18 protein-coding genes are annotated in these 21,665 nt (G+C 47.4%); 9 read left to right on the plus strand and 9 right to left on the minus strand.

The features are described 5' to 3' along the window. Positions 1 to 46 precede the first annotated feature (46 nt). Positions 47 to 862: a hypothetical protein gene (locus BK120_RS32255; protein WP_076271570.1), complete on the minus strand. Its 816-nt coding sequence runs from the start codon at positions 860 to 862 to the stop codon at positions 47 to 49. A gap of 27 nt (positions 863 to 889) precedes the next feature. Further along, positions 890 to 2,905, minus strand: a complete 2,016-nt coding sequence (locus BK120_RS32260; protein WP_076271571.1) for a M1 family metallopeptidase — start codon at positions 2,903 to 2,905, stop codon at positions 890 to 892. A gap of 106 nt (positions 2,906 to 3,011) precedes the next feature. Here BK120_RS32260 and BK120_RS32265 point away from each other — a divergent pair, with 106 nt between their 5' ends. From BK120_RS32265 to BK120_RS32285, 5 genes are all read left to right on the plus strand, one after another. Next, on the plus strand, positions 3,012 to 3,536 hold the full coding sequence (locus BK120_RS32265; protein WP_076271572.1) for a YwhD family protein: 525 nt from the start codon (positions 3,012 to 3,014) through the stop codon (positions 3,534 to 3,536). A gap of 305 nt (positions 3,537 to 3,841) precedes the next feature. Further along, entirely contained in the window at positions 3,842 to 4,294 is a 453-nt protein-coding gene (locus tag BK120_RS32270; RefSeq protein WP_256711090.1) for a sigma-70 family RNA polymerase sigma factor, read from the plus strand. Beyond that, positions 4,291 to 4,854, plus strand: coding sequence for a hypothetical protein (locus BK120_RS32275; RefSeq protein WP_076271574.1), 564 nt, complete (start codon positions 4,291 to 4,293; stop codon positions 4,852 to 4,854). The genes BK120_RS32270 and BK120_RS32275 overlap by 4 nt, the downstream gene beginning before the upstream one ends. 31 nt (positions 4,855 to 4,885) lie before the next feature. Further along, entirely contained in the window at positions 4,886 to 6,064 is a 1,179-nt protein-coding gene (locus BK120_RS32280; protein ID WP_076271575.1) for a hypothetical protein, read from the plus strand. Continuing rightward, positions 6,061 to 6,750: a hypothetical protein gene (locus BK120_RS32285; protein ID WP_076271576.1), complete on the plus strand. Its 690-nt coding sequence runs from the start codon at positions 6,061 to 6,063 to the stop codon at positions 6,748 to 6,750. Before BK120_RS32280 ends, BK120_RS32285 begins: the two co-directional genes overlap by 4 nt. An 88-nt stretch (positions 6,751 to 6,838) precedes the next feature. Here the strand turns inward: BK120_RS32285 and BK120_RS32290 are convergent, their stop codons facing one another. From BK120_RS32290 to BK120_RS32320, 7 genes are all read right to left on the minus strand, one after another. Next, positions 6,839 to 7,855, minus strand: coding sequence for a GNAT family N-acetyltransferase (locus BK120_RS32290; RefSeq protein WP_076271577.1), 1,017 nt, complete (start codon positions 7,853 to 7,855; stop codon positions 6,839 to 6,841). Between the two features lie 170 nt (positions 7,856 to 8,025). Then, a complete protein-coding gene (cyoD, locus tag BK120_RS32295; protein WP_076271578.1) occupies positions 8,026 to 8,364 on the minus strand; it encodes a cytochrome o ubiquinol oxidase subunit IV in 339 nt (112 codons plus the stop codon). A 1-nt stretch (position 8,365) separates the two neighbouring features. After that, positions 8,366 to 9,007: a cytochrome o ubiquinol oxidase subunit III gene (gene cyoC / locus BK120_RS32300; RefSeq protein WP_076271579.1), complete on the minus strand. Its 642-nt coding sequence runs from the start codon at positions 9,005 to 9,007 to the stop codon at positions 8,366 to 8,368. Further along, positions 9,007 to 10,977: a cbb3-type cytochrome c oxidase subunit I gene (locus BK120_RS32305; RefSeq protein WP_076271580.1), complete on the minus strand. Its 1,971-nt coding sequence runs from the start codon at positions 10,975 to 10,977 to the stop codon at positions 9,007 to 9,009. The genes cyoC and BK120_RS32305 overlap by 1 nt, the downstream gene beginning before the upstream one ends. 62 nt (positions 10,978 to 11,039) lie before the next feature. After that, the gene (cyoA, locus tag BK120_RS32310) at positions 11,040 to 12,038 is read right to left on the minus strand and encodes a ubiquinol oxidase subunit II (RefSeq protein WP_372239037.1); all 999 of its coding nucleotides are present in this window, start codon (positions 12,036 to 12,038) and stop codon (positions 11,040 to 11,042) included. A gap of 287 nt (positions 12,039 to 12,325) precedes the next feature. Next, positions 12,326 to 12,610, minus strand: a complete 285-nt coding sequence (locus tag BK120_RS32315; RefSeq protein WP_076271581.1) for a hypothetical protein — start codon at positions 12,608 to 12,610, stop codon at positions 12,326 to 12,328. Positions 12,611 to 12,791: 181 nt separating this feature from the next. Continuing rightward, on the minus strand, positions 12,792 to 14,900 hold the full coding sequence (locus BK120_RS32320) for a transglycosylase domain-containing protein (protein ID WP_076271582.1): 2,109 nt from the start codon (positions 14,898 to 14,900) through the stop codon (positions 12,792 to 12,794). A 510-nt stretch (positions 14,901 to 15,410) separates the two neighbouring features. Here BK120_RS32320 and BK120_RS32325 point away from each other — a divergent pair. From BK120_RS32325 to speB, 4 genes are all read left to right on the plus strand, one after another. Continuing rightward, positions 15,411 to 18,374 (plus strand): carbohydrate-binding protein, encoded by a 2,964-nt coding sequence (locus BK120_RS32325; protein ID WP_083682705.1) that lies wholly within the window; start codon positions 15,411 to 15,413, stop codon positions 18,372 to 18,374. Between the two features lie 164 nt (positions 18,375 to 18,538). Next, complete coding sequence (locus BK120_RS32330) at positions 18,539 to 19,582, plus strand: LacI family DNA-binding transcriptional regulator (RefSeq protein ID WP_076271605.1); 1,044 nt, start codon at positions 18,539 to 18,541, stop codon at positions 19,580 to 19,582. 242 nt (positions 19,583 to 19,824) lie between these two features. Continuing rightward, complete coding sequence (gene speE / locus BK120_RS32335; RefSeq protein ID WP_054025894.1) at positions 19,825 to 20,652, plus strand: polyamine aminopropyltransferase; 828 nt, start codon at positions 19,825 to 19,827, stop codon at positions 20,650 to 20,652. Positions 20,653 to 20,690: 38 nt separating this feature from the next. Next, positions 20,691 to 21,560 carry an agmatinase gene (speB, locus tag BK120_RS32340; protein ID WP_076271583.1) on the plus strand — a complete coding sequence of 290 codons (870 nt, stop codon included), beginning with the start codon at positions 20,691 to 20,693 and terminating at the stop codon, positions 21,558 to 21,560. Positions 21,561 to 21,665: the final 105 nt, after the last annotated feature.

The raw sequence follows: 21,665 nt of genomic DNA on the forward strand, positions 1-21,665 counted from the left end.
ATTTTGGCTTCAGCATCCAGAGGACGCTGAAGGTTTTTTTGGTTTGCTACATTCTTTTCGTTTCCAAAAAGTCATATTGCGCGGCTATCGTCCAAACCTTCATCAGTGTTTGAATGAGATAGTAGCCTTGATGCAGAATGAGTGCAAACAACCCGGCCCACAGCATGGAGAGGCTTGTCACTACAAGTCCAGCGGCTGCTCCGATCCCCCACATGATGAGCGACACAGCTGCATAGGTGAGGAAATTTCGGAGAGCGTGCCATAAGGAACGGAATATGCTTCCTCCTGATGCAGCGCTGAATTGCATAGCTAGAAACAGCAGATGCAGCACCGTGCCCCATAGAAGCCATAGAAGGGCGCCAGGCAGCACCGTTTGCAGCAGCTCTGGAATAGAGCCGCTCTCTAGAAGCGCATCCAGTGAGCGCGGCAGCACATACCAAGCAGGAGCCACAGATAAAATAACCTCGATCCAGTAAAGCAGAACTACAGGCTTCCAAGCTTTGCGAATACCTTCTAGAAATCGTGTCCCCCCATTCGATCTGGTCTGATTTAACGAATAGAATAATCCGGCATTGAATAAGGGAGTGATCAGCATTCGGGCAACTAGGAGACCGCCCAGCGTCCAGACGTAAGGATTAATGAGATCGGTCTTGAACAGCTGGAATTGTGCTTCGGTCATGAATAGCTGAACGGCTGCTTCTGAAGGAGCGGAGCTTGGATATCGCCGCAGCAGCGGAGCTACGACCGAATCAATGAAACGGTAAAGGAAGAACCCCCAGATCAGCTGATAAAGAAATAATAAAACAACAATGTAAAAATGTTTCACCGCTAACCGCCAGCCTTGCTTCAAATGTATTTTCATCGTTTATCGCTCCTTGAACGCAATTACTTACCAGCTCAGCGACCCGAGCAGTCCTTCAATTAGTTGGACAACGCCGAGGCTCCATCTCGTGCGTTTATCCTCTGGCAGCTGAGCCTGCATGTAGTTGTTAATGAGCTTATTATCAAGCACATTGCTGTTGTTTGGGTCAACGACCGCCCATTCAAGCGGAGCGGAATGCAGCTGTTTATATTGCATATGGGATTCCTGAGTATCCCAAATCTTTGTTATTTTGGTGCCGTCAGTAAACTTCATCAACACTTTTATCTCGCCATTGCTGCCGCCGTTTTTCTTAACGAGTACAACAGATTCATACATCTCAGCACCATCTTGAGTGACTGGGCGTACATGAATCGATTCGATCGAAAAGTCGGCCATTTTGTTGCCGTAGACATATTGGCTGAAATAATCATTCCATTTCGTTTTTGTTACCTGTTCGACTACACGCTGGAAGTCTGCTGTCGATGGATGCTTGAACTTATACTTCTGAAAGTAGGTTCGCAATATTTTTTGCATCGTTCTGGAGCCGACCTGATTCTCGATGCCAATGAGCACCAGCTTTGCCCTCAGATATACATTCTCGGCATATTGCGAGTGGCTGGTGTATGACCAAGATTGCTGCTTGAGCGGAGCAGGGTTGGTCATATAGCTCGCTTCCATGCGCAAATTCGGCTCCAAGCCGTATGCCGTCTCCATTACTTTATCCTCGGCATAGGACGTAAACCCCTCGTCCAGCCATGCCTCCTCGAATTCATTAGAGGCGACCATTCCGTACCAATATTGATGGCCAATCTCATGCACGACCGTACGTTCAAGATCGTAGCCTGGGTTATCATTTTCTGCAGCGAAAGCGGTTATAAGTGTTGGATACTCCATGCCGCCAGCACCGTTCGCTCCTTTGGGCGGAACGACGATCGACAGCGTACTGTAAGGATATTCTCCATACCACTTGGCGTAGCTTGAGAGTGCGGATTTGGCTGCATGCATGTAGCGGTCTTTAAGGTCAGCATGCGCAGGATCAAGATACAGCTTAATGCGTACACCGGGAATGCCGGTATCTGAATAAGCAGTCTCTTCATAAACGAAGTCTGGGGAGGCCGACCAAGCAAAATCATGAATATCATCAGCATAAAACTGGTAAATCTTTGTTTCTTCCTTGATCTCGATAGGCTTTGTTTGGAAGCCCGTTGCAGCGACGGTGTAGTTCTCAGGCACATTAATCCGAACGCTGTATATGCCAAAGTCGCTGTAGAACTCAGAATTGCCATGATACTGATGGACATTCCAGCCCTCAGCTGTAAGTCCGCGCATGCCGGCTGTCTCATATACAGCGAGCTTTGGAAACCACTGCCCAGCCATCACGAAGTTGCCGGAATAGCCCATTCTTGCGAATACCTCTGGGAGCTTCACCTCGTAGCTCATTCGCAGCGTTACGGAGGTGCCTGGAGCGATAGGCTCAGGCAAGCGGATTTTGGCCAATGTAAAGTCATTGGCATTGTCATCGTCAGGTTGTACATATTGAAGACGTGGCAGAAGGCTTTCGCCGTTCAGTGTTTCTAGCGTAAGCAGGTTCATATAGCCTTGGCTATTGGTTGTTGCTTTGTCCTGGCGCAGCTTGCCGCCGGATTCTTTCATAAACGTGGTTTTGCTCGATTGAAAGGCGTTCGGGTACAGATGGAAATAGAGCTCGGACACTGTTTTTTTGCCAGGGTTAGTCCAAGTTACGGTTTGCTCACCGTTCAGCTGCTTTGCATCATTCGTTAAATGCACGTTGATATGGTACTCAACGACACGTTTGCTCAGCTCTTGCGGTTTAGGTGTGATGACCGTATTCGGCTCCTGCACGGCAGGCGGCTTGACCGACTTTTGGGCAGGCGCTAGTGCTTGCTTGGCGTTAGCGGCGGGGGCGAAAGCATAAGTATATTGGGATTGCCAAGCAGTCCCGAAGTCATGCTGCATCGATATACCGAGCAGCGCGACTGCGAGTATTACGAGTAAAATTCGTTTGAAATAGCGTGGAGTCATTGAACGTTTCCCTCCCGTTGACAAGCATCTACAGCATGTATATGTTTGCTTTTCGATGATTATTAGCTAAAATGGAATTATTGTATCGGGGAAGGTGTGAATACGAATGACGGAAGAACAAGGACAGCCGGCTGAGCCGGTAAAGAAAGAAAAGAAATCACTGTCGCTCAACGTAGTGAGCAGCAAACAACATAAAGGTTTTGGAGCAGGAACGATCGATTTGAGCGCGGTATCCTGTGTTATTATTGATGATGGCGTTGCTTATATCGATGTTGGCGCTATGCATGCAAAGAGTAAAGTAGAGCGTGGCATTAAGTTTTCGCCTAACAAAGAGGATACTCCGAACGGTCGTCAATGCTGGATCGTATGGGTAGCGGTTGACCGCAATGAAGAAGGCTCCTATTATGCGGGCGCTACGGCATGCGAGATGCTGATTGATTCCGAGGCGCGTCGCGGGTGGAAGCTTCTCCCTGATCACGTGAACAAGCTGGATCAATCACTCAAACGCCGCTATAACTTGTCCGAGCTTGGCGATGTCGATAAATCGGCGCTTCGCAAGCTGCTTGTGGAGCATAATCTTGAGTGGTGGGATCGCTCCCCAGATGAGCTTAAGCAAGCTTTGAACGTATAGCAGCTGGCGTTATTAGCAGCAGATTGAGTTTATTGTGAATTTTGAATGAGAACCTCATCGTTCGTAGGCTAGTCCTATCGAATGATGAGGTTTTCCGCGTTGATAGAGGCTGTTAAAGCATTATAAAAACTTTTTTGGCAGCAAGTGCAGGGTATGCGGGACAAGCTGGCGTCTATTAGATTGGGAAGGAGGGGAGCGACATTCAAGACGAGGATTGGATCAGAGAGGTACAGAAGGGCGGGCCCGAGCATTTTGGCCCTTTTGTACAGGCATATGGTCCTTATATATATAGAACAGTCTTCGCAGTGCTTCGTTCACCGCATGATGCGGAGGATATTACACAGGAAGTGCTGCTGCAAATTTATCGCTCCCTTCCGGATTGTCGATTGGATGGGCTCAAAACATGGATTACCCGTATTGCCGTCAATCGAGCGATCGATTTCAAACGCAGCCGTGCACGAAAGCCAGAGGAGCTAATGGATAGCGAAGCGATGTCTGAAAGAGTACATGAAGAACTTGTGTCTGCTCCTGCTGCAGAAACATTAGCCATCGAACAGGCGGATAGGCAGCAGATTCGAGAGCGAGTTGATGAAATGCCGGAAAACTATCGTGAAGTCATAACCGCTTATTATATGGAAGACAAGTCATATGAACAAATCGCAGCCGAAACTGGACTTGAACGCAAAAGCGTAGAGTCCCGGCTGTACCGTGCAAGAGGCTGGATGAAGCGCCATTTTCGGAAGGAGGACTTCGAATGATGATTGAGCATATCTCTTCTGATCAAATGTCCCGTTACGTAAACGACAGACTGGTTGAGGCTGAGCGTATACCGATTGAGCAGCATTTGGCTGCTTGCGACTTCTGCTTGCAGCTGTTCGTCATTGCGATTGAAACAGCTGAGGGCGAGATGCAGCGATCAGATTCGCATTTAACGACACAACTACCTAATATGGAGCAAATAGAGAAGCGTGTCGTGGAGCAATTGATGATGGAGCAGGAACATGATCATGAAGAAGCCGGGCCACATGTTGTGACGAGTACTATACAAGAGAAGCCTCGCCGTCTGCGGACATGGCTGCAGCATCCGGTAACGCATTACACCATAGCTGCTTCGATTACGCTGCTGCTGCTTGCCAGCGGTACTTTTGCCTCCTTCTCACAGAAGCTGGCTCAGCTTGATATGAATGAGAATAAACAGCAGGATATAAGGCCGAATCCACCAGCGGCGGCAGGTGGACATTCCGAATCTTGGTCAGACAGAATGGTTGATCAAACGGGGTCGTGGCTCGATGGCTTAAAAGCATCTCGATTTAGATAAATGAAAAACGATGATAGAAGGGAATGAATCAATGATGAATAAAAGCCCGTTAGCGGCGTTCTTTCTTTCTTTTTTACCTGGCGTAGGACATGCCTATGCTGGTCGCCCAGTACGTGCGGTTTTGTACGGGGGAGCTTTCTTTGGTTCGATAGGATTGTGTATGCTATTTGGATTAATGGGCGGGTATATGGAGGATACAGTTTATATCTTTTTGTTCTTTATAGCTGCGATGGCTGGAATCATTAATATGATTGATATGGTCATCTTCCTGCTGTTAGGCAAGGGATTGCCGTCAGGCGCTGCTAACCAGCATCCATTCGAGCATCCTGCGGATCATTTCTCGCCAGGCTTTGTTCCTTTGGAGCAGGAGCGCCAGCGCGAGAAGTCGCGGACGATCATGTTCTCGCTGATTCCGGGTCTAGGGCATATGAATATGGGGCTTATGCAGCGGGGCATTACCTTCCTCATTTCCTTCATTGGCTGGTTTGCGATTATCGTCTTCTTAGGCACGATAACGCACAGGGCAGAGCTGCTCGTGTTTCTTTTGGCGCTTCCTGTTATTTGGATATACAGCATGTTTGACGCAATCAGCCAGCTGCATGCCAAGCAGCGCGGGGAGCATGTGGCGGACCGTGCTATATTTGAGGATATGGAATCGTATATCGCCTCTGGGCGTAAAAGCAAAGTGCTGGCTATCGCGTTAGCTATTTTTCCAGGTGCAGGACATCTGTATCTAGGTTTGCAAAAACGCGGCCTGCAGCTAATGGGTGGTTTTCTTCTCGCCGTCTATATTATGGACAATTTGCGCTTGTCGCTGTTTTTTTTCCTGCTTCCGCTGTTCTGGTGCTTTGCTTTCTTCGATGCGCTGCAGCAGACATCTCGTTATGAGCGTCAGGTGCTGACCGATGAACCGGTATTGACACAGCTTGTCCCTTATCAGCGCTGGTTTGGTTTTGGGCTGCTAGGATTCGGTGTTTATTACTTGCTCGATCGTGTAGCTGTAGAGGTTACTTCTCATTTCTCAAGGGAGCTTTATTCCCAATACATGCAAATTAAATATATGATACCAACGGCTGTTGTCGCATTTATTATGATTATTGTAGGCATGCGTCTAGCTTTCGGAAGCAAGGCATCTCCGGTAATGAGCAAAGGTAAACCGCCAGAGCTTCATAAGCCGGTGCCAAGAAAGTACGAGGAGGATTCGCATTGAACACCAACACGGTAAATATGGCTGAACCGTCTGTCAATCAACCATCAGGCGTTCGCACTTGGCGCGTCGGCTCATTATCGATGGGCGTGACACTGATTCTCGTGGGGACAGCATTAGCTGTCTCTTTATGGCAGGACATGGAAGCCTTCGAGGTGCTTGTTTGGGTCGCGCCAGTCGTTTTCATTATGCTCGGAGCGGAGCTGCTGCTTTACTTGAAGTTTTCTAGCAGTGCGCGTACTATCGTTCGTTATGATTGGATGAGTGTCTTTTTTGTAGGAATGGTTGGAACCGCCAGTCTAGGGCTTGCTCTGCTCATGTCAACGGGCTTATTCGATGAGCTGCAGCGAGGGCTGCAAATGTCGCAGCGATCAGCCTTCGTGGAAACGAAGAAAATAGGGGTGCCTGCTGATATTAAGAAGATTGTTGTGCACACCTTGGATGGCGTGACGCTTGAGCATACGGAAACACGCGAGCTTAAGCTGTTTGGCCAAATTCGTTATTGGTCATCCGAGAAGTATGAGCGATTGGACAATAAAATGCTGAAAACTGATGTTGTTGGCTCAACAATGTATGTCATGGTTGGTTCCGTCGATCACCGGAACGGCGGCCTCATCTCAGACACGGTCAGCCCGGAGCTGACATTAATTGTACCGAAGGATGTAGAGGTCGTGAAACAGGGGCGTTAGTAGTGGAATTGGAAAAGCAGCTTGAAGCGGGATGTTCTCGCTTCAAGCTGCTTTTTTTAATAGAGGGGATATGAGGAGATGTCGTTCGTTACTGTACTTCGATGGGCAACTTACTCAACACCTCTTGAAGAGGAGCTAGGACACGATAGGAGCCGCGAAGAGGAACATAACCTAACTTGCGATTAATGCTGAGAATAGGTGCATTTGTTGAGTCATTATCTGTACGGATATATGCGGCTTGATGCTTCTGAGCAAGCTCAATCGCTTTGAGTTTTAAAGCAAAAGCAATCTTCCTGCCGCGATAAGCTCTGCTTACGCCGGTATATTCATGATACATCCCGTTTGTTTGTGGATTAAGCAGGACATTAGTAACCCCCACGAAGCGGTCGCCGTCAGCAGCGATAATCACTTGCTCAGGCGCATAGCCGTCTACTTTCAAATTCCATTTGCGCCATTCGACGAAATCAGGAACTTCGCCAAGATAACCGGGGATGTCCACCAGTGTTTCTTTATAGATCTCATACAGCTTCTGTTCGCTTTCTTCACCGGGTTCATCGGCAAGCGTTAGGAAGCGCAGCGCCCCAAGGTCTGGCATGCTTGGAAATTGCGGTTGTTGCGCTCCATCATGTTCACCAAGTGTAAGGACGGACTGGAAGGCATGGCGTTCAATTACAAAAGCATGTCGCTTTGCAAACTGAATCGCGTCCTCATTATCGTCCCATACTTCAGTAATGAGCGTAGAAGCGCCGATTTTCAGAGCCCATTTACCAATGTGAGCTAATAGCAATTGGCCGATTCCCTGCTTGCGATAAGGCTCTGATACGACAAGCGTATTGCATAAATAGCCAGGCTCTGTCCAAGGCGCCCGCCACGTCCAGGCGTAGCCGACAATATCGCCTTGCTCATTTACTGCAACCTGCCGCTCGCGATCGTATCCGGCAAGCAGTCCGTTCTCATCCATCCATGTATGTCCAATCTCATAAAGCTTCTTATCTGCATCATGCAGGTTCTCAGCAGTCGTTGGTTCTGACCACACTTGATTAAGCAATTGTGCAAGCTGCTCGTAGTCCTCTGGCAGCTGCAAGGGGCGTAGTGTAATGGACATGGCGTCCCACCTCATCTTTCGTTTCGGTATTCATATAAGATGATTATGGCACGGATGAAGCAGCCCTAGATAGGGAGAGTTTGACTATAAGCATTAAATAACAAACGAAAAAAAGCTGCGCCAAAGTCTGATAGACTTTAGCACAGCTTTATATTTATTCATATTGCCGATTATGAAGCGACGGCAACGGCATTGTAAGTCATAATCCATACAGAACCTGCGACGATCGTCAGCAATATAACGAGGCCGAATATAAGCGCCATCAGGTTGAAGCGAGGTTTCTCCTCATCCCGTATGTGCATAAAGAAGATAAGCTGAACAGCAAATTGCAGAACTGCCGTCACAAGGATGAGCAGGGTTGCAGCTTTTTTGCTGAGCAGGTCATTCATTACCACGACAAGCGGAATGATTGTCAGAATGATGGAGAATAGGAAGCCGATCACATAAGACTTCATCGATCCGCCGTGGGACCCGTGTGCGTCCTGCGAATGTGTGTTATGGTTTTCCATCCTACATCACCCCCATCAAATAAACGATTGAGAATACGAAAATCCATACGACGTCCAAGAAATGCCAGTACAAGCTGATGATGCCTACTTTGCGCTTCGTAACGGGTGTAATGCCGCGGCGTCTAATCTGAAGAATTAGTGCAATCATCCAGACTAAGCCGAGCGATACGTGAAGTCCGTGTGTGCCGACGAGAACGAAGAAGGCTGACCAGTAGGCACTTGTTCCAATATTAGCGCCTTCGTGCACCAAATGCATGAACTCATTTACTTCAAGATAGATAAATGAAGCGCCGAGCACTGCTGTAATGGCGAGCCAAAGAATAAGGCCGCGCTTGTTGCCTTTGTTCATTTCAAGAACGGCAATACCGCTTGTGAAGCTGCTTGTCAGTAGAATGAAGGTCGAAATAATAATACCGTTCATCTCAAGCAATTCGGCACCTGTCGGTCCGCCGTCTGTGTTGAGACGGAGGACGACATAGGTTGCAAATAACGTACCGAACAAAATAACGTCGGTTATAAGAAACAGCCAGAAGCCGAACATTTTCATCGATTCTTGATCGTGATGATCGTCATGGTGACCGCCGCCGTGTCCAGCGCCGTGTCCGCCATGCGCTCCAGCTGGAGTGGAAACTGCATGTGCCATTATTTTGTCCCCCTTAACGCTGCTTCCGTGCGTTCAATCTCATCCACCGGAATGTAATAATCGGTATCGTAAGAGAACGAACGAACAAGCATACATACGGCTACGCCGACTAGACCTGGTATGGCCATCCATAGCCAATCCCATACGAAGCCGAAGCCTGCAATAAACCAGCAGATCGACATAATGAATGGAATACCTGAGTTTTTCGGCATATGAATCGGTTCAAGCGGCGCAAGTGGTTTAGCAGGCTGACCATTCGCAATGCGCTGCTTTTCTTCCCACCACTCGTCTTGGCTAGTAACCTGTGGCAAGCGAGCAAAGTTATAGAGCGGCGCAGGTGACGGAATCGACCATTCGAGCGTACGGCCATCCCATGCATCGCCATCCTTTTCTTTCTTGAAAAACTTGATGCTGTGAGCGATTTGCCATACTTGGAAAATAAACGCGATACCCATCAAGAATGCTCCAACAGTAGAGACGACGTTCAAAGGCTGCCAGCCCATATCGAAGTCATATTCGTTGAAACGACGCGTCATACCCATTAAGCCAAGTGCGTATTGCGGCATGAAACAAACATAGAAGCCGATGTTCCAGAACCAGAATGCCCATTTGCCAAGACCTTCATGCAAACGGAAGCCGAACATTTTTGGCCACCAGTAGTAAAGGCCTGCGAAGTAACCGAACACAACGCCGCCGATAAGCACCTGATGGAAATGCGCGATCAGGAAGTAACTGTTGTGGAACTGGAAGTCAGCAGGTGCGACAGACAAGAGCACCCCGGTCATCCCGCCGACAACGAAGCAGGGAATAAATGCTACCGTCCACATCATCGGAGTCGTAAACCTAATTCGGCCTCGATACATCGTAAACAGCCAGTTGAATATTTTAACCCCGGTCGGTATTGCGATAATCATCGTCGTCAAAGCGAAGAAAGCATTGACGTTGGCGCCTGAACCCATTGTGAAGAAGTGATGCGCCCATGTAAAGAAGGAGAAGAAGCTGATCGACATAAGCGCGAATACCATTGACTTATAACCGAACAATTTTTTCTTCGAGAAAGCCGAAACAATTTCAGAGAAAATACCAAAAGCAGGCAAGATAACAATATATACTTCAGGATGTCCCCACATCCAGATGAGGTTGATATACATCATCGGGTTGCCCCCGCCGTCGAGCGTAAAGAAGTGAGCGCCCAGATAACGGTCGATGAACAATAGGAACAAGGTAACAGTCAAAATTGGGAATGCGAAGATAATAGTTACACATGACGACAAAACAGACCATACGAACATCGGCATTTGCATGAGCTTCATGCCTGGTGCGCGCATTTTTAGAATCGTAACGATAAAGTTAATACCTGTAGCCAATGAACCGATACCTGAGATTTGAATACCCCATATATAGAAGTCCTGTCCGAGTCCCGGACTTCCTGACAGCTCAGAGAGCGGCGGATAAGCGAGCCATCCTGCATCAGGTGAACCGCCGATAATGAAAGATACGTTAAACAGCATGGCACCGAAGAAGAACATCCAGAAGCTAAGGGAGTTCAAGAACGGGAATGCAACGTCGCGGGCACCAATTTGCAGTGGAACGACGATATTGAATAAACCGAACATAAGCGGCATCGCCATGAACAAGATCATGATTACGCCGTGCGTCGTAAAGATTTGGTTGTAGTGATCCGGCTGCAAAAACTCCACTTCAGGAGCTGCGAGCTGAACACGCATGAGCAGCGCATCAACGCCGCCGCGGAACAGCATAAGAATAGATGCGATGATATACATAATACCGATCTTCTTATGATCGACGCTGGTCAGCCATTCCGTCCAAAGCCAGCGCCATTTTTTGAAAAAGGTAAGCGTGAATATAATCGCCACAACCGACAGGCCGATGGATACTTGAGCCCCTAAAATAAGCGGATCGCCTGTGACGAAAAATTCGGACGCAAAATCTTTAATTTTGTCTAACATGAGGGGTCCTCCTAAAAGTTTGTGGCACAAACTCGCCTCTTAAGCATTTGCTTGAAAGCGGGTTAATGACCCGCATGAATATGAGCATTTAAATCTGGTTTGCTTTTCGTTTCTTTTTGCGTCGCAGACGTATCCGCTGTAATGGATTCTTTATCCGTTTCTGCGGCGGGCTCTGTTGCGCCTCCACCATGATGCTGGTGAGCGCTGCCGTCGCCTTTTACATATTGCGTTACAATTTTATTGAACAATCCTTCAGGGAAGCTGGAGAACAGCTGCACATTAGAAGGACCTGGTTCAGTAAGCTTCTCGAACCCTTCCATTGTCAGTTCAGGCGACGATGCTTTAACCTCGCTTATCCAAGCTTTATAGTCCTCTTCGGACGTAGCATCCACCTTGAATGTCATTTTGGCAAAATCTTTTCCTGTGAAGTTAGCACCGGAGCCATAGTAGCTGCCTTGCTCATCAGCCTGTAGGAATAAGGTCATTGCCATCCCTGACATGGAATAAATTTGTCCGCCGAGTTGTGGAACCCAGAAGGAGTTCATCGCCGTATCCGATGTTAACTGGAATCTAATCGGCGTATCTTCAGGAATCTTCAAATAGTTGACGGTCGCAATATCCTCTTCTGGATATTTAAACAACCATTTCCAATCAAGTGAAGTAACCTGAATCGTAATTGGCGCCTTAGCCGACTCTATCGGTTTGGAAGGCTCGAGCGCATACGTGTATTTGACGGTGACTATAGCAAGAACAAGGATCGCTACAATCGGAATGCTCCACCAGGTAATCTCTAGCTTCGTACTGTGCTCCCAGTTAGGCTTATAGGAAGCTTTACTGCCGGGCCTATCACGGTACCGCCAGACGATAATAGCTGTCAGGATAAGTACGGGCACGATAATAACCGCACACAGAATGGTTGAAAAATAAATCAAATCTTTCTGAGACTCGCCGATTGGCCCTTTCGGATCGAGCACGATGAATTGCTCGCCGCAGCCGGAAAGCATAACGGCCATTAGCATAATCAGTGCGGGTGTCAGCATACGAAGAAACGGTCTCATCATCAGTTCAACTCCTCAAAATTACTGCTTACGACTACAATAGCAGATCCACAAGGTAATAACTGCGGGGTTAACAATTACGTCAATAATTCGTCTTTATTCTGTAATAGAAAGTTCACGGCTTAGACAACTGTTAGATTTAGGAGCATTCGAACAGTGAATTGTTCGTGCTTATAGTAGCTTTACCCAAATAAAAATGTTTTGTCCCACTACAAACCAATAGACAGCCCCATTTGGTCATTGACCGAATGTGACTGTCTATTGGTTAAGAGTGATGAAGTTAATTTTAATTATTGAGGCTCGTTAAAATCCTTTGACGACTGCTCTTGGTTAAGGCGTGCATGAACAAGTCCGATCGCTGTACCAATAACATAAATATGAACGCTGCCGATTAGGAATCCGATGCCGACCATAAGTCCAACATTTTTATCGCTGAAATGGCTTAAGTTAATGAGGCTTAATAAAACGCCAATAGATAAAACGATCCAAGAGATGGCAGTCATTGCCTTTACGAGGCGCTTGACATCTGATTTAGAAGGCTGAATGTTGCTGATTGTTGCGGTTTTTGTTGTCATATTTAACACTCCCGATCAATTGTAAGTGTTTTCTTATCCATACTATACCACAACTTTATGGTTTTGTTCAAAGAAAATTCACTTTTTGATCATAAGTTGGACAAAAATGCGCAAAGATCACGGTTGGTTCATTATTGAAAGGAACAAGAGCCCTCCTCATTAAAGGAAGGCTGCTGTTAGTTTAGTCTGTCCACCAGCGTTTCAAGTCATTCCACCAAGAGCGTCGTCCTGCTGTACCAGATCCATTATGAGTGGCGTCACTGTCGTTATTTCCTGCATCCGCAGGCTCGCCGCATACGTCAGTCGGCTCCGTTCCGCTGATGAAGGTTTCTAATCGTCTGTGAGGACAGCTGCTTTCTGCAAGCTTGCCGCTTGTCGGATCGATATACACGTTCACGATGCCTTCCGGAATCGGGAAAATCTTCGGCGGTATAGCAGACAGCGCTTGCTCAGTAAATTTGGCGAAAATCGGAGCAGCGCGGTAAGCCTCGGCAACGGTTAATTTGCGATCCTTATCGTAACCTACCCACACTGCTGTCGCTAGTTCAGGCGTATACCCGACAAGCCATGCATCTGTTGGGGTCGTACCCGTCTTGCCTGCTATCGGCCGCTTAATAATAGAAGATACACGGAAAGCTGTTCCGCCTTCTTCAAATACACTCTCCATTAAACTGGTCATAACATAGGCTTCGGCTGGGGTGATGGCTTGTACTGATTTTTGTTTCGCTTCATATAATACCTGTCCCTTGCGATCCTCTATGCGGAGAATCGCAACCGGCTCCATGTGAATGCCGCCGTTTGCGAAAGTACCAAATGCAGAAGCCATTTCGAATGGGCTAATTGGAAAGGTGCCAAGCGCAAGTGAAGGGACCGGCTTCATCGGACTTTCAATTCCCAGCTTCTTTGCCGTTTCAATAACTTTATCAGCGCCGACGGTCATGATGGTGTTAACCGCATAAATATTATCCGAGCTGGCCAGCGCCTGTCTCATATCAATCAGCTCATTCAAATACTTGTCACCGTAGTTGCGTGGCTCATACGTCTTCCGTCCCTCATCATAAGTGAATACAGTGGGTTCACTCTTATAACGGGTAACAGGCGACATAAAACCGCTTTGCAAAGCGGTTAAATATAAGAAAGGCTTAAAGGAGGAGCCGGGTTGGCGCGTCTTTGCAAACACTCGATTATATTGGTTGTTCTTATAATTTCTTCCGCCAACCATCGCTTTGATATATCCGGTGCGCGGATCTATAGCAATGAGCGCCGCCTGCTGCTCGGAATTTTCGGGAAAGCCCTTTGCAATAACCTCTTCAGCCGTTGCTTGTGCGGACGGATCAAGCGTTGTATAGATGGTAATTCCGCCCTCATTCAGCAAATGTTCATTAATACCTAGCTTGTCGACAGCTACATATCTGATGTAATCGCGAAAATAAGGCGCAAACCCTTCTTGGTCGCCAGAGCCAAGTGTCTGGAAGCTCAGCATTTCCTTATAAGCGGCATCAGCCTGCTCGGATGTAATTGAGCCGCCTTCAAGCATCGCCTGCAAAATAGTAAGCTGGCGGTCCTTTGCATTTTTCATGTTAAGGTACGGCGAATAATACTTAGGACCCTTCGGAATGCCGGCAAGCATCGCGCTTTCTGCAAGCGTGAGCTCGGAAGCGTGTTTATTGAAGTACATCATCGCCGCTGCTTCAATACCATAGGAGCCATGGCCATAATAAATTTGATTCAAATACATGCCCAGAATTTCGTCTTTGGAGTAATTCATTTCAAGCTGAACCGTATACATCGCTTCCTTCAGTTTGCGCTGCCAGGTTCGCTCATGCGTTAAATATAGATTACGTGCGAGCTGCTGAGTAAGCGTGCTTGCGCCTTGGCGTGCCGAGAAGCTTTGAACGTTAACCATAACGGCTCGCGCCATTCCCTTCATATCGAAACCGCGATGATCGTAGAAGCGGCGATCCTCTATAGCTAAGGTTGCTTCAATTACATAATGCGAAATGTCGGATAGCTGCACAGAACGGCGGTTCTCTCCTGCATGAAACGTATCGATGACATTGCCATGCAAATCAAGCATTTGAGAGGTTTGGCTTATTGCGGTGACTGGCAGCGATTGCGTACGTAAAAAGATAAGTGTACCTGCCAAGATGAGTATGAAAAGGGTGAATGCGGCAGCTGCCCATCTCAACCATTTCTTCATTTTCAGAAATTGGGGAAGGAACCTCTCGGTTATAAATGGAAAAGCAGGTCTGCGGCGCAGCTTACCCTGCTGGTTGGAATGTTTTTTCATGGAGCAGGCTCCCTTCAGTGCAAAACTTCGCTTTTCCTTAGTATGGAAAAACGAAGAACACCCTATTCACGAAGAGGAGCGTAATCGTAAATATTTGTAGAAGGAGACTAAATAGTATTCTTTTTATAGATCGATATTCATGCTCCAGTCAGTAGCTTTGCATAACAAATAGCAGCCTGCAAAACAAGAATAATCGGCTTGAAATTAGGATGTTGACGATAAGGAAAACCCATGATAATCTCTGATTAAAGGTTTAACCATGAATGACGAGCGTTACCTGGTTAAACGTTTAATTAGTTATCATAATCGTAAAATAAGGCATGGTATTATGCAAAGATCCATGAACCTTCCTTACTATGCTGCTAATGGATCAAAAAAAGTTCTATTGAAAGGTGGTGCTGCCTGACATAGTGGATATCGATTTATGAATGCGTTTACATTGTAATTGCACTTATTCAAATCAACGCAGGTAAATGAGCTTCTATTATATGAAAAGGATCGTGATGATTAATGACGATTAATCTTAAGAAACGTCTATCCGTACTCATTATTATGAGTATGGTGCTCACATTCTTCGCACAGGCACAAACCAGCTATGCAGCTTCTTACGAGGCGGAGTCGGCTTCACTCTCTGGGGGAGCCGTATATGCGAATGATCATACGGGCTATTCCGGGTCTGGCTTCGTTGGCGGTTTTACAGACGGCAATAAGGGAAATGCAGCTGCTCAGTTTACGGTAAGCGCGGCAGCAGCTGGGGTTCATAACGTAACCGTGCGGTACGCGAATGGAAATGGCAGTGCGAAGACGTTGAGCCTATACGTAAATGGCGTCAAAATTAAGCAAACGACGCTGAATGCAACTGCGAATTGGGACAGCTGGACGACCAGCACGGAAGCATTGACACTCGCAGCAGGCAGCAATACGATCCGCTACAAATTCGACACGACAGACACAGGAAACGTAAACTTAGACAAAATTGATGTTGAAGCAGCGCCAGCTGCGCCAAACACCCTTGAAGCAGAAGCGGCGACTCTTACGGGAGGAGCAACTATAGCTAATGATCATACGGGCTATACGGGAACCGGATTTGTCGGTGGATTCACGGATGGCAACAAAGGAAGCGCAGCGGTACAATTTGCTGTTACGCCAGCCGCAGCCGGAAGCCGTGAGCTGACGTTCCGATATGCAAATGGAACAGGCAGCGATAAAACATTAAGCCTTTATCTGAATGGAACAAAGCTTCGTCAGGTTACGCTTCCAGCGACATCGAATTGGGACACATGGGGCACCAAGCTGGAAGTCGTTACTCTGAATGCAGGCAGTAATGCCGTTCGGCTTCAATTTGATACGACGGATTCTGGAAATATCAATTTGGATAACCTCGTTGTAGGTGCTCTTACAACAACGCCGACACCAACCCCTACAACAGCTCCAACACCAACACCAACCGTGACACCAACGCCTACGCCTACTGTAACACCAACACCAACGCCGGGCACGGGATTTGTGTATCAAGCGGAGGATCAATTTTTCTCAGGTGGAGTAACCAAAGCATCGACCTATTTGCAGAACTTTACAAGCGTCGGTGCGAGAGCAATTTTCACCGTTAACCGGACTGCGGAAGGGAACTCGGCCGTTGAGCTTCGCTACGCTAATGGAACAGGGACGAGCAAGACGATAAATATTTACGTGAATGGTGTTTTTGTTAAAACAACAACGCTCTCAGCAACTGGAGGAGCAACCACTTGGGGCAGTCAAAGCGAGACGCTGAGCCTCCGCAAAGGTTTAAATACAATTACGTATCAATATGACAGCGGAAATAGCGGCGGAATAGCGATCGATTACATTTCTGCAGCAGGTGGAATCGGCTTGGCGGCGCGGGGAGCAACCGTACCTTATCAAGAATTGGAAGCAGAGAGCGGCACGACGAACGCTCAGGTGCTTACAGCAAACCGTACTTACTTGACTGTTGAATCAGAGTCGTCGGGAAGACGCGCTGTGAAGCTGACATCCACGGGACACTATGTGCAGTGGACAGCGCCACAAGCTGCTAACTCTGTTGTTGTCAGATATAGTATGCCTGATTCAGCAGGGGGCGGGGGTACGAATGGAACACTTAGCCTTTATGTGAACGGAGCTAAAACACAGACACTTAGCCTGTCGTCACGTTATGCATGGACGTATGGCGCTTATCCGTACAACGATAATGCCGCGAACGGCGAAGGACATCGCTTCTATGATGAGAGCCGCTTCCTTGTCGGAAACATTCCTGCTGGGGCTACGGTAAAGCTGCAGAAGGATTCTGGCGATACAGCTTCTTACTATACGATTGATCTTATTAACTTGGAACAAGTGGATGCCGCCTACACAATGCCTGCTAATTTCGTGAGCATTACCTCCTTCGGAGCTGTTGCGGGCGATGCAGGTGATGATACGCAGGCTATTCGCGACGCTATCGCTAATGCGAAATCGACAGGCAAAGCAGGCGTGTGGATTCCATCAGGCACCTTCCGAATGAATGACCGAGTGAATGTAAACGGTATTCATATTCGAGGCGCTGGCATGTGGTACTCTAATTTGCAAGGCACTAACGGGAAAGGTGGCTTTTATGGCGTAGGCGGAAATGTAACGATTACCGATCTTGCGATTACGGGAGATTCGCAGTATCGGAACGATGGTGCGGACCACGCTGCTTTCGAAGGAAACTTTGGAACAGGCTCGCTTATTCAAAATGTATGGATCGAGCATACGAAGGTGGGCTTCTGGCTGCAGTCTGGAACGGACGGTTTGTATGTAGTCGGAGGTAAAATTCGCAACACATGGGCGGATGGAGTGAACCTTCACGGCGGTGTTAAAAATACAACGATCAGCCATTTCAGTGTACGCAATACAGGAGACGACGCCTTCGCGATGTGGTCGGACGGCTCACCGAATGAGAACAGCATGTTCCGCTATAATATCGCCCAGGTTCCTGTTCTTGCAAATACTTACGCCCTTTACGGCGGCAAAGACAACAAGATATGGGATAACATCGGTGCAGACACGGTGACGGCTTCTGCGGGTATCGTGGTCAGCACGAGGTTCAATGCGGTGGCATTTAGCGGCACGACTGAAGTGAAACGAAATACGCTGAACCGTACAGGCGGCTGGGAACGCAACTGGAATACGAGCTTCGGCGGTTTATGGATCTATGCAGAAAACCAGAGCATTTCGGCTCCAATCGTTGTCGATAATGTTCAAATTAATGACAGCACCTATGAAGCTGTGAAATTCAGCTACAATCAATCGATAACAAGCGTAAGCTTTAATCAAGTGAATATCAGCGGTGCCGGCACCTATGGGATATTGTTCGATTCCGTTACTGGATCAGGGACGTTTAGCAATGTAACGGTCACAGGGGCTGCATCGGGAGGCCTATCGAATCCGAATAATCAATTTGTAATAACTAGAGGTGCAGGCAACAGCGGCTGGTAGTATGCAATATAGGGGAAGCAGGCTGGCTCGCTTGAGCCGGTTTGCTTCTTTTTTTATATTTTCGGAGTACAAATTTTAGTGCCTCCACAAATAAGCTATACTATGATAAAACGTTTAACTCAAGGAGCCGGATGGGCTTTGAGACGAAAGAGAGCGATAAGAGGATGAAAAATGAAGTAAGCATCGTAGACGTTGCCAAGGTGGCTGGTGTATCGATTGCGACGGTATCTAACGTTATTAACGGCAAGGGGAGGGTATCGGGCACAACGAAAGAAAATATCGAGCGGGTAATTATCGAGCTTGGCTACACGCCAAATCTGCCTGCAAGAAATCTAAAGACTCGTCGTACGCATCTTGTTGGACTCGTCGTACCGATGATGCAGCCTGGGAGGCTGCAGGACAACCCTTTTTATTGGGACCTGCTTACAGGTGTAGAAGAAGGGGCGCGTGATCGCCAATTTCATATTATTTTATCAGGTATTGATGAGAGCACAGAAACATTCACATTCGCCAAGGAGCGTCGATTGGACGGGTTAATCGTGATGGGGACGAATGAGGGCTCGCAGGCAGTTGATCGAATTGTAAACTTAGGCATGCCTGCCGTCTTTATTGATAGCTACTTGAAGCGGGAGGATCTATATCAAGTTAATTTAGAGGACAGAAAAGGAAGCTATCGCGCGATTCGTTATTTAATCGACCAAGGACATCGACGAATTGCGCTTTTAATTGGAGATATTCCGCTTGAGCGCATCACATATTACGGTGTTTTGCATGAGCGATGGTTAGGCTATAAGGATGCGCTGGCAGAAGCGGGTATTCCATACGATCAAACCTTAATGATCAGGCTCCCGACATCGCTTGATGGTGGTTATCGGGCTGCGGACCAGCTCATCAAGCTTGCGGACGTGACGGCGATCTTCTCGTTTTCGGATGTAAGTGCGATGGGTTTGCTTAAACGGCTGCGAGAACTAGGCAAAAAGGTGCCGGAGGACTATTCGGTAATCGGCTTTGACAATTTGTCCATCTCTAGCTTTACTTCGCCTGCGCTAACGACCGTCTCTCAAAATATTTTGGAGAAAGGGCAGGAAGCGATCCGCATGCTGCTCGATCAGATTGATGGCAACCCTGTTCAGGAGAGGTGCAAGGCTTTGCCGGTAGAGCTGATCATTCGTGAGACGACAGGCTGCGTGAAGCCGGCAAATGGTTGAGAAGGAAATTATACAAAAGAACAGGTATGCCTTTCTCAATATGAATAAAGGCTGTCCCATGTTATGTGGGACAGCCTTTATTGTGAAACAGCATCTACATATCGTACGGAAAATCAGGATATTATACTTAATAAAATCTTTGAAAAACGTTAATGCACGGATTGTCTAGAGTACTTGTAGTGATTTAATAATTTTACTATAATACAGGTTGAACGATTGAAGGAAAGAAGGGATTTAACACCATGGAATTGTGGTATACGGAAAAACAAACAGATAGCTTCGGCATAACGGCGAAGATCACTAAGACTTACGTTAATGAACAAACAGATTTTCAACAGCTTGATATGATCGAAACGGAAGAGTTTGGAACGATGCTTGTTCTCGACGGTATGGTTATGACCACGGTTAAGGATGAGTTCGTTTACCACGAAATGGTTGCGCATCCTGTACTTTTCACGCATCCGAATCCGGAGTACGTGCTTGTTGTTGGCGGCGGAGACGGCGGCGTTATTCGTGAAGTAATGAAACATCCGAAGGTGAAGAAGGCAGTGCTTGTCGACATCGACGGTAAAGTAATCGAGTACTCCAAAAAATACTTGCCATCCATCGCTGGCGAGCTCGACAACCCGCGTGTTGAAGTGCTTGTAAACGACGGCTTTATGCATATTCATGATCATAAAAACACTTATGACGTTATTATGGTTGATTCCACTGAACCGGTTGGCCCTGCGGCAAACCTATTTACGAAGGGCTTCTACCAAGGCATCTACGAAGCATTGAAAGAAGACGGAATCTTCGTTGCTCAAACGGACAACCCATGGTTTAAAGCGGACCTGATCCAAAGCGTAAACAAAGACGTGAAGGAAGTATTCCCGATCGTTCGTGTATATGGTGCGAACATTCCTACTTACCCAAGCGGTCTGTGGACGTTCACAATGGGCAGCAAAAAACACGATCCGCTTGCTGTTGATGAGACAGCAATTCCAGAAATTGATACAAAATATTACACGCCTCGTCTTCACAAGGCAGCATTCGTGCTTCCGAAATTTGTTGAAGATCTTGTGAAGTAACAAGCGGCTACGCTTCAGGAAAGAGAGGGACATACCTCATGAAATTGGATCAAAAATATTCAGGCAATGTCTTCATTTTGAGTTCTGACAACTACGAAGCTTCCAAAGCGGTTATCTACGGCATGCCGATGGATTTCACGGTTAGCTTCCGTCCAGGCTCCCGTTTCGGCCCTCCTCGCATTCGCGAAGTGTCGATTGGACTTGAAGAATACAGCCCTTACCTAGATCGCAGCCTCGAGGATATTGAATATTTCGATGCTGGTGATTTGCTGCTTCCTTTCGGAAACGCAGCGCGCAGTCTGGAAATCATCGGCGAATTCGTTCGTGGTGTGCTAGACGACGGTAAAATTCCTGTTGGTCTCGGCGGTGAACATCTTGTTTCTTGGCCGATCTTCCAAGAGGTGTACAAAAAGTACCCTGATCTTGCGATCATTCACTTCGACGCTCACGCTGATTTGCGCGAATCGTATGAAGGCGAGCCGTTGTCACACTCTACGCCGCTGCGCAAAGCAGCTGGTCTTATGGGCGGACAGAACATTTACCAGTTCGGTATTCGTTCAGGATCGCGCGAAGAGTGGCAATATGCACGCGAGAACATCAACTTCCATCCGTTCGAAGTCTTGGAGCCGCTTAAGAAGGTGCTTCCTGAGCTCGAAGGACGTCCGGTTTATTTAACGATCGACATCGATGTGCTTGATCCTTCTGCAGCACCAGGTACAGGTACAGCGGAAGCGGGCGGCATTACGTCGAAGGAGCTTATTGAATCCGTTCATGCCATTGCGCGTTCCGGCGTGAACATTGTGGGCTTCGATCTCGTTGAGGTTGCGCCAGCTTATGATCCGACGGAGCAAACGCAAATTGTTGCGGCGAAGGTTATTCGCGAGATGCTTCTAGGCTTTTTGAAATAGTCATTAAATAGAGTGAAGGCTTCACTGCCAGCGGTCATTTATCCGCGTGGTGTGAAGCCTTTTTTTTATTGTAAAAGGGCAATTTAGATTAACAAAATAAATAAA

It is taken from the genome of Paenibacillus sp. FSL A5-0031 (assembly GCF_001956295.1).
Classification (GTDB): Bacteria; Bacillota; Bacilli; order Paenibacillales; family Paenibacillaceae; genus Pristimantibacillus.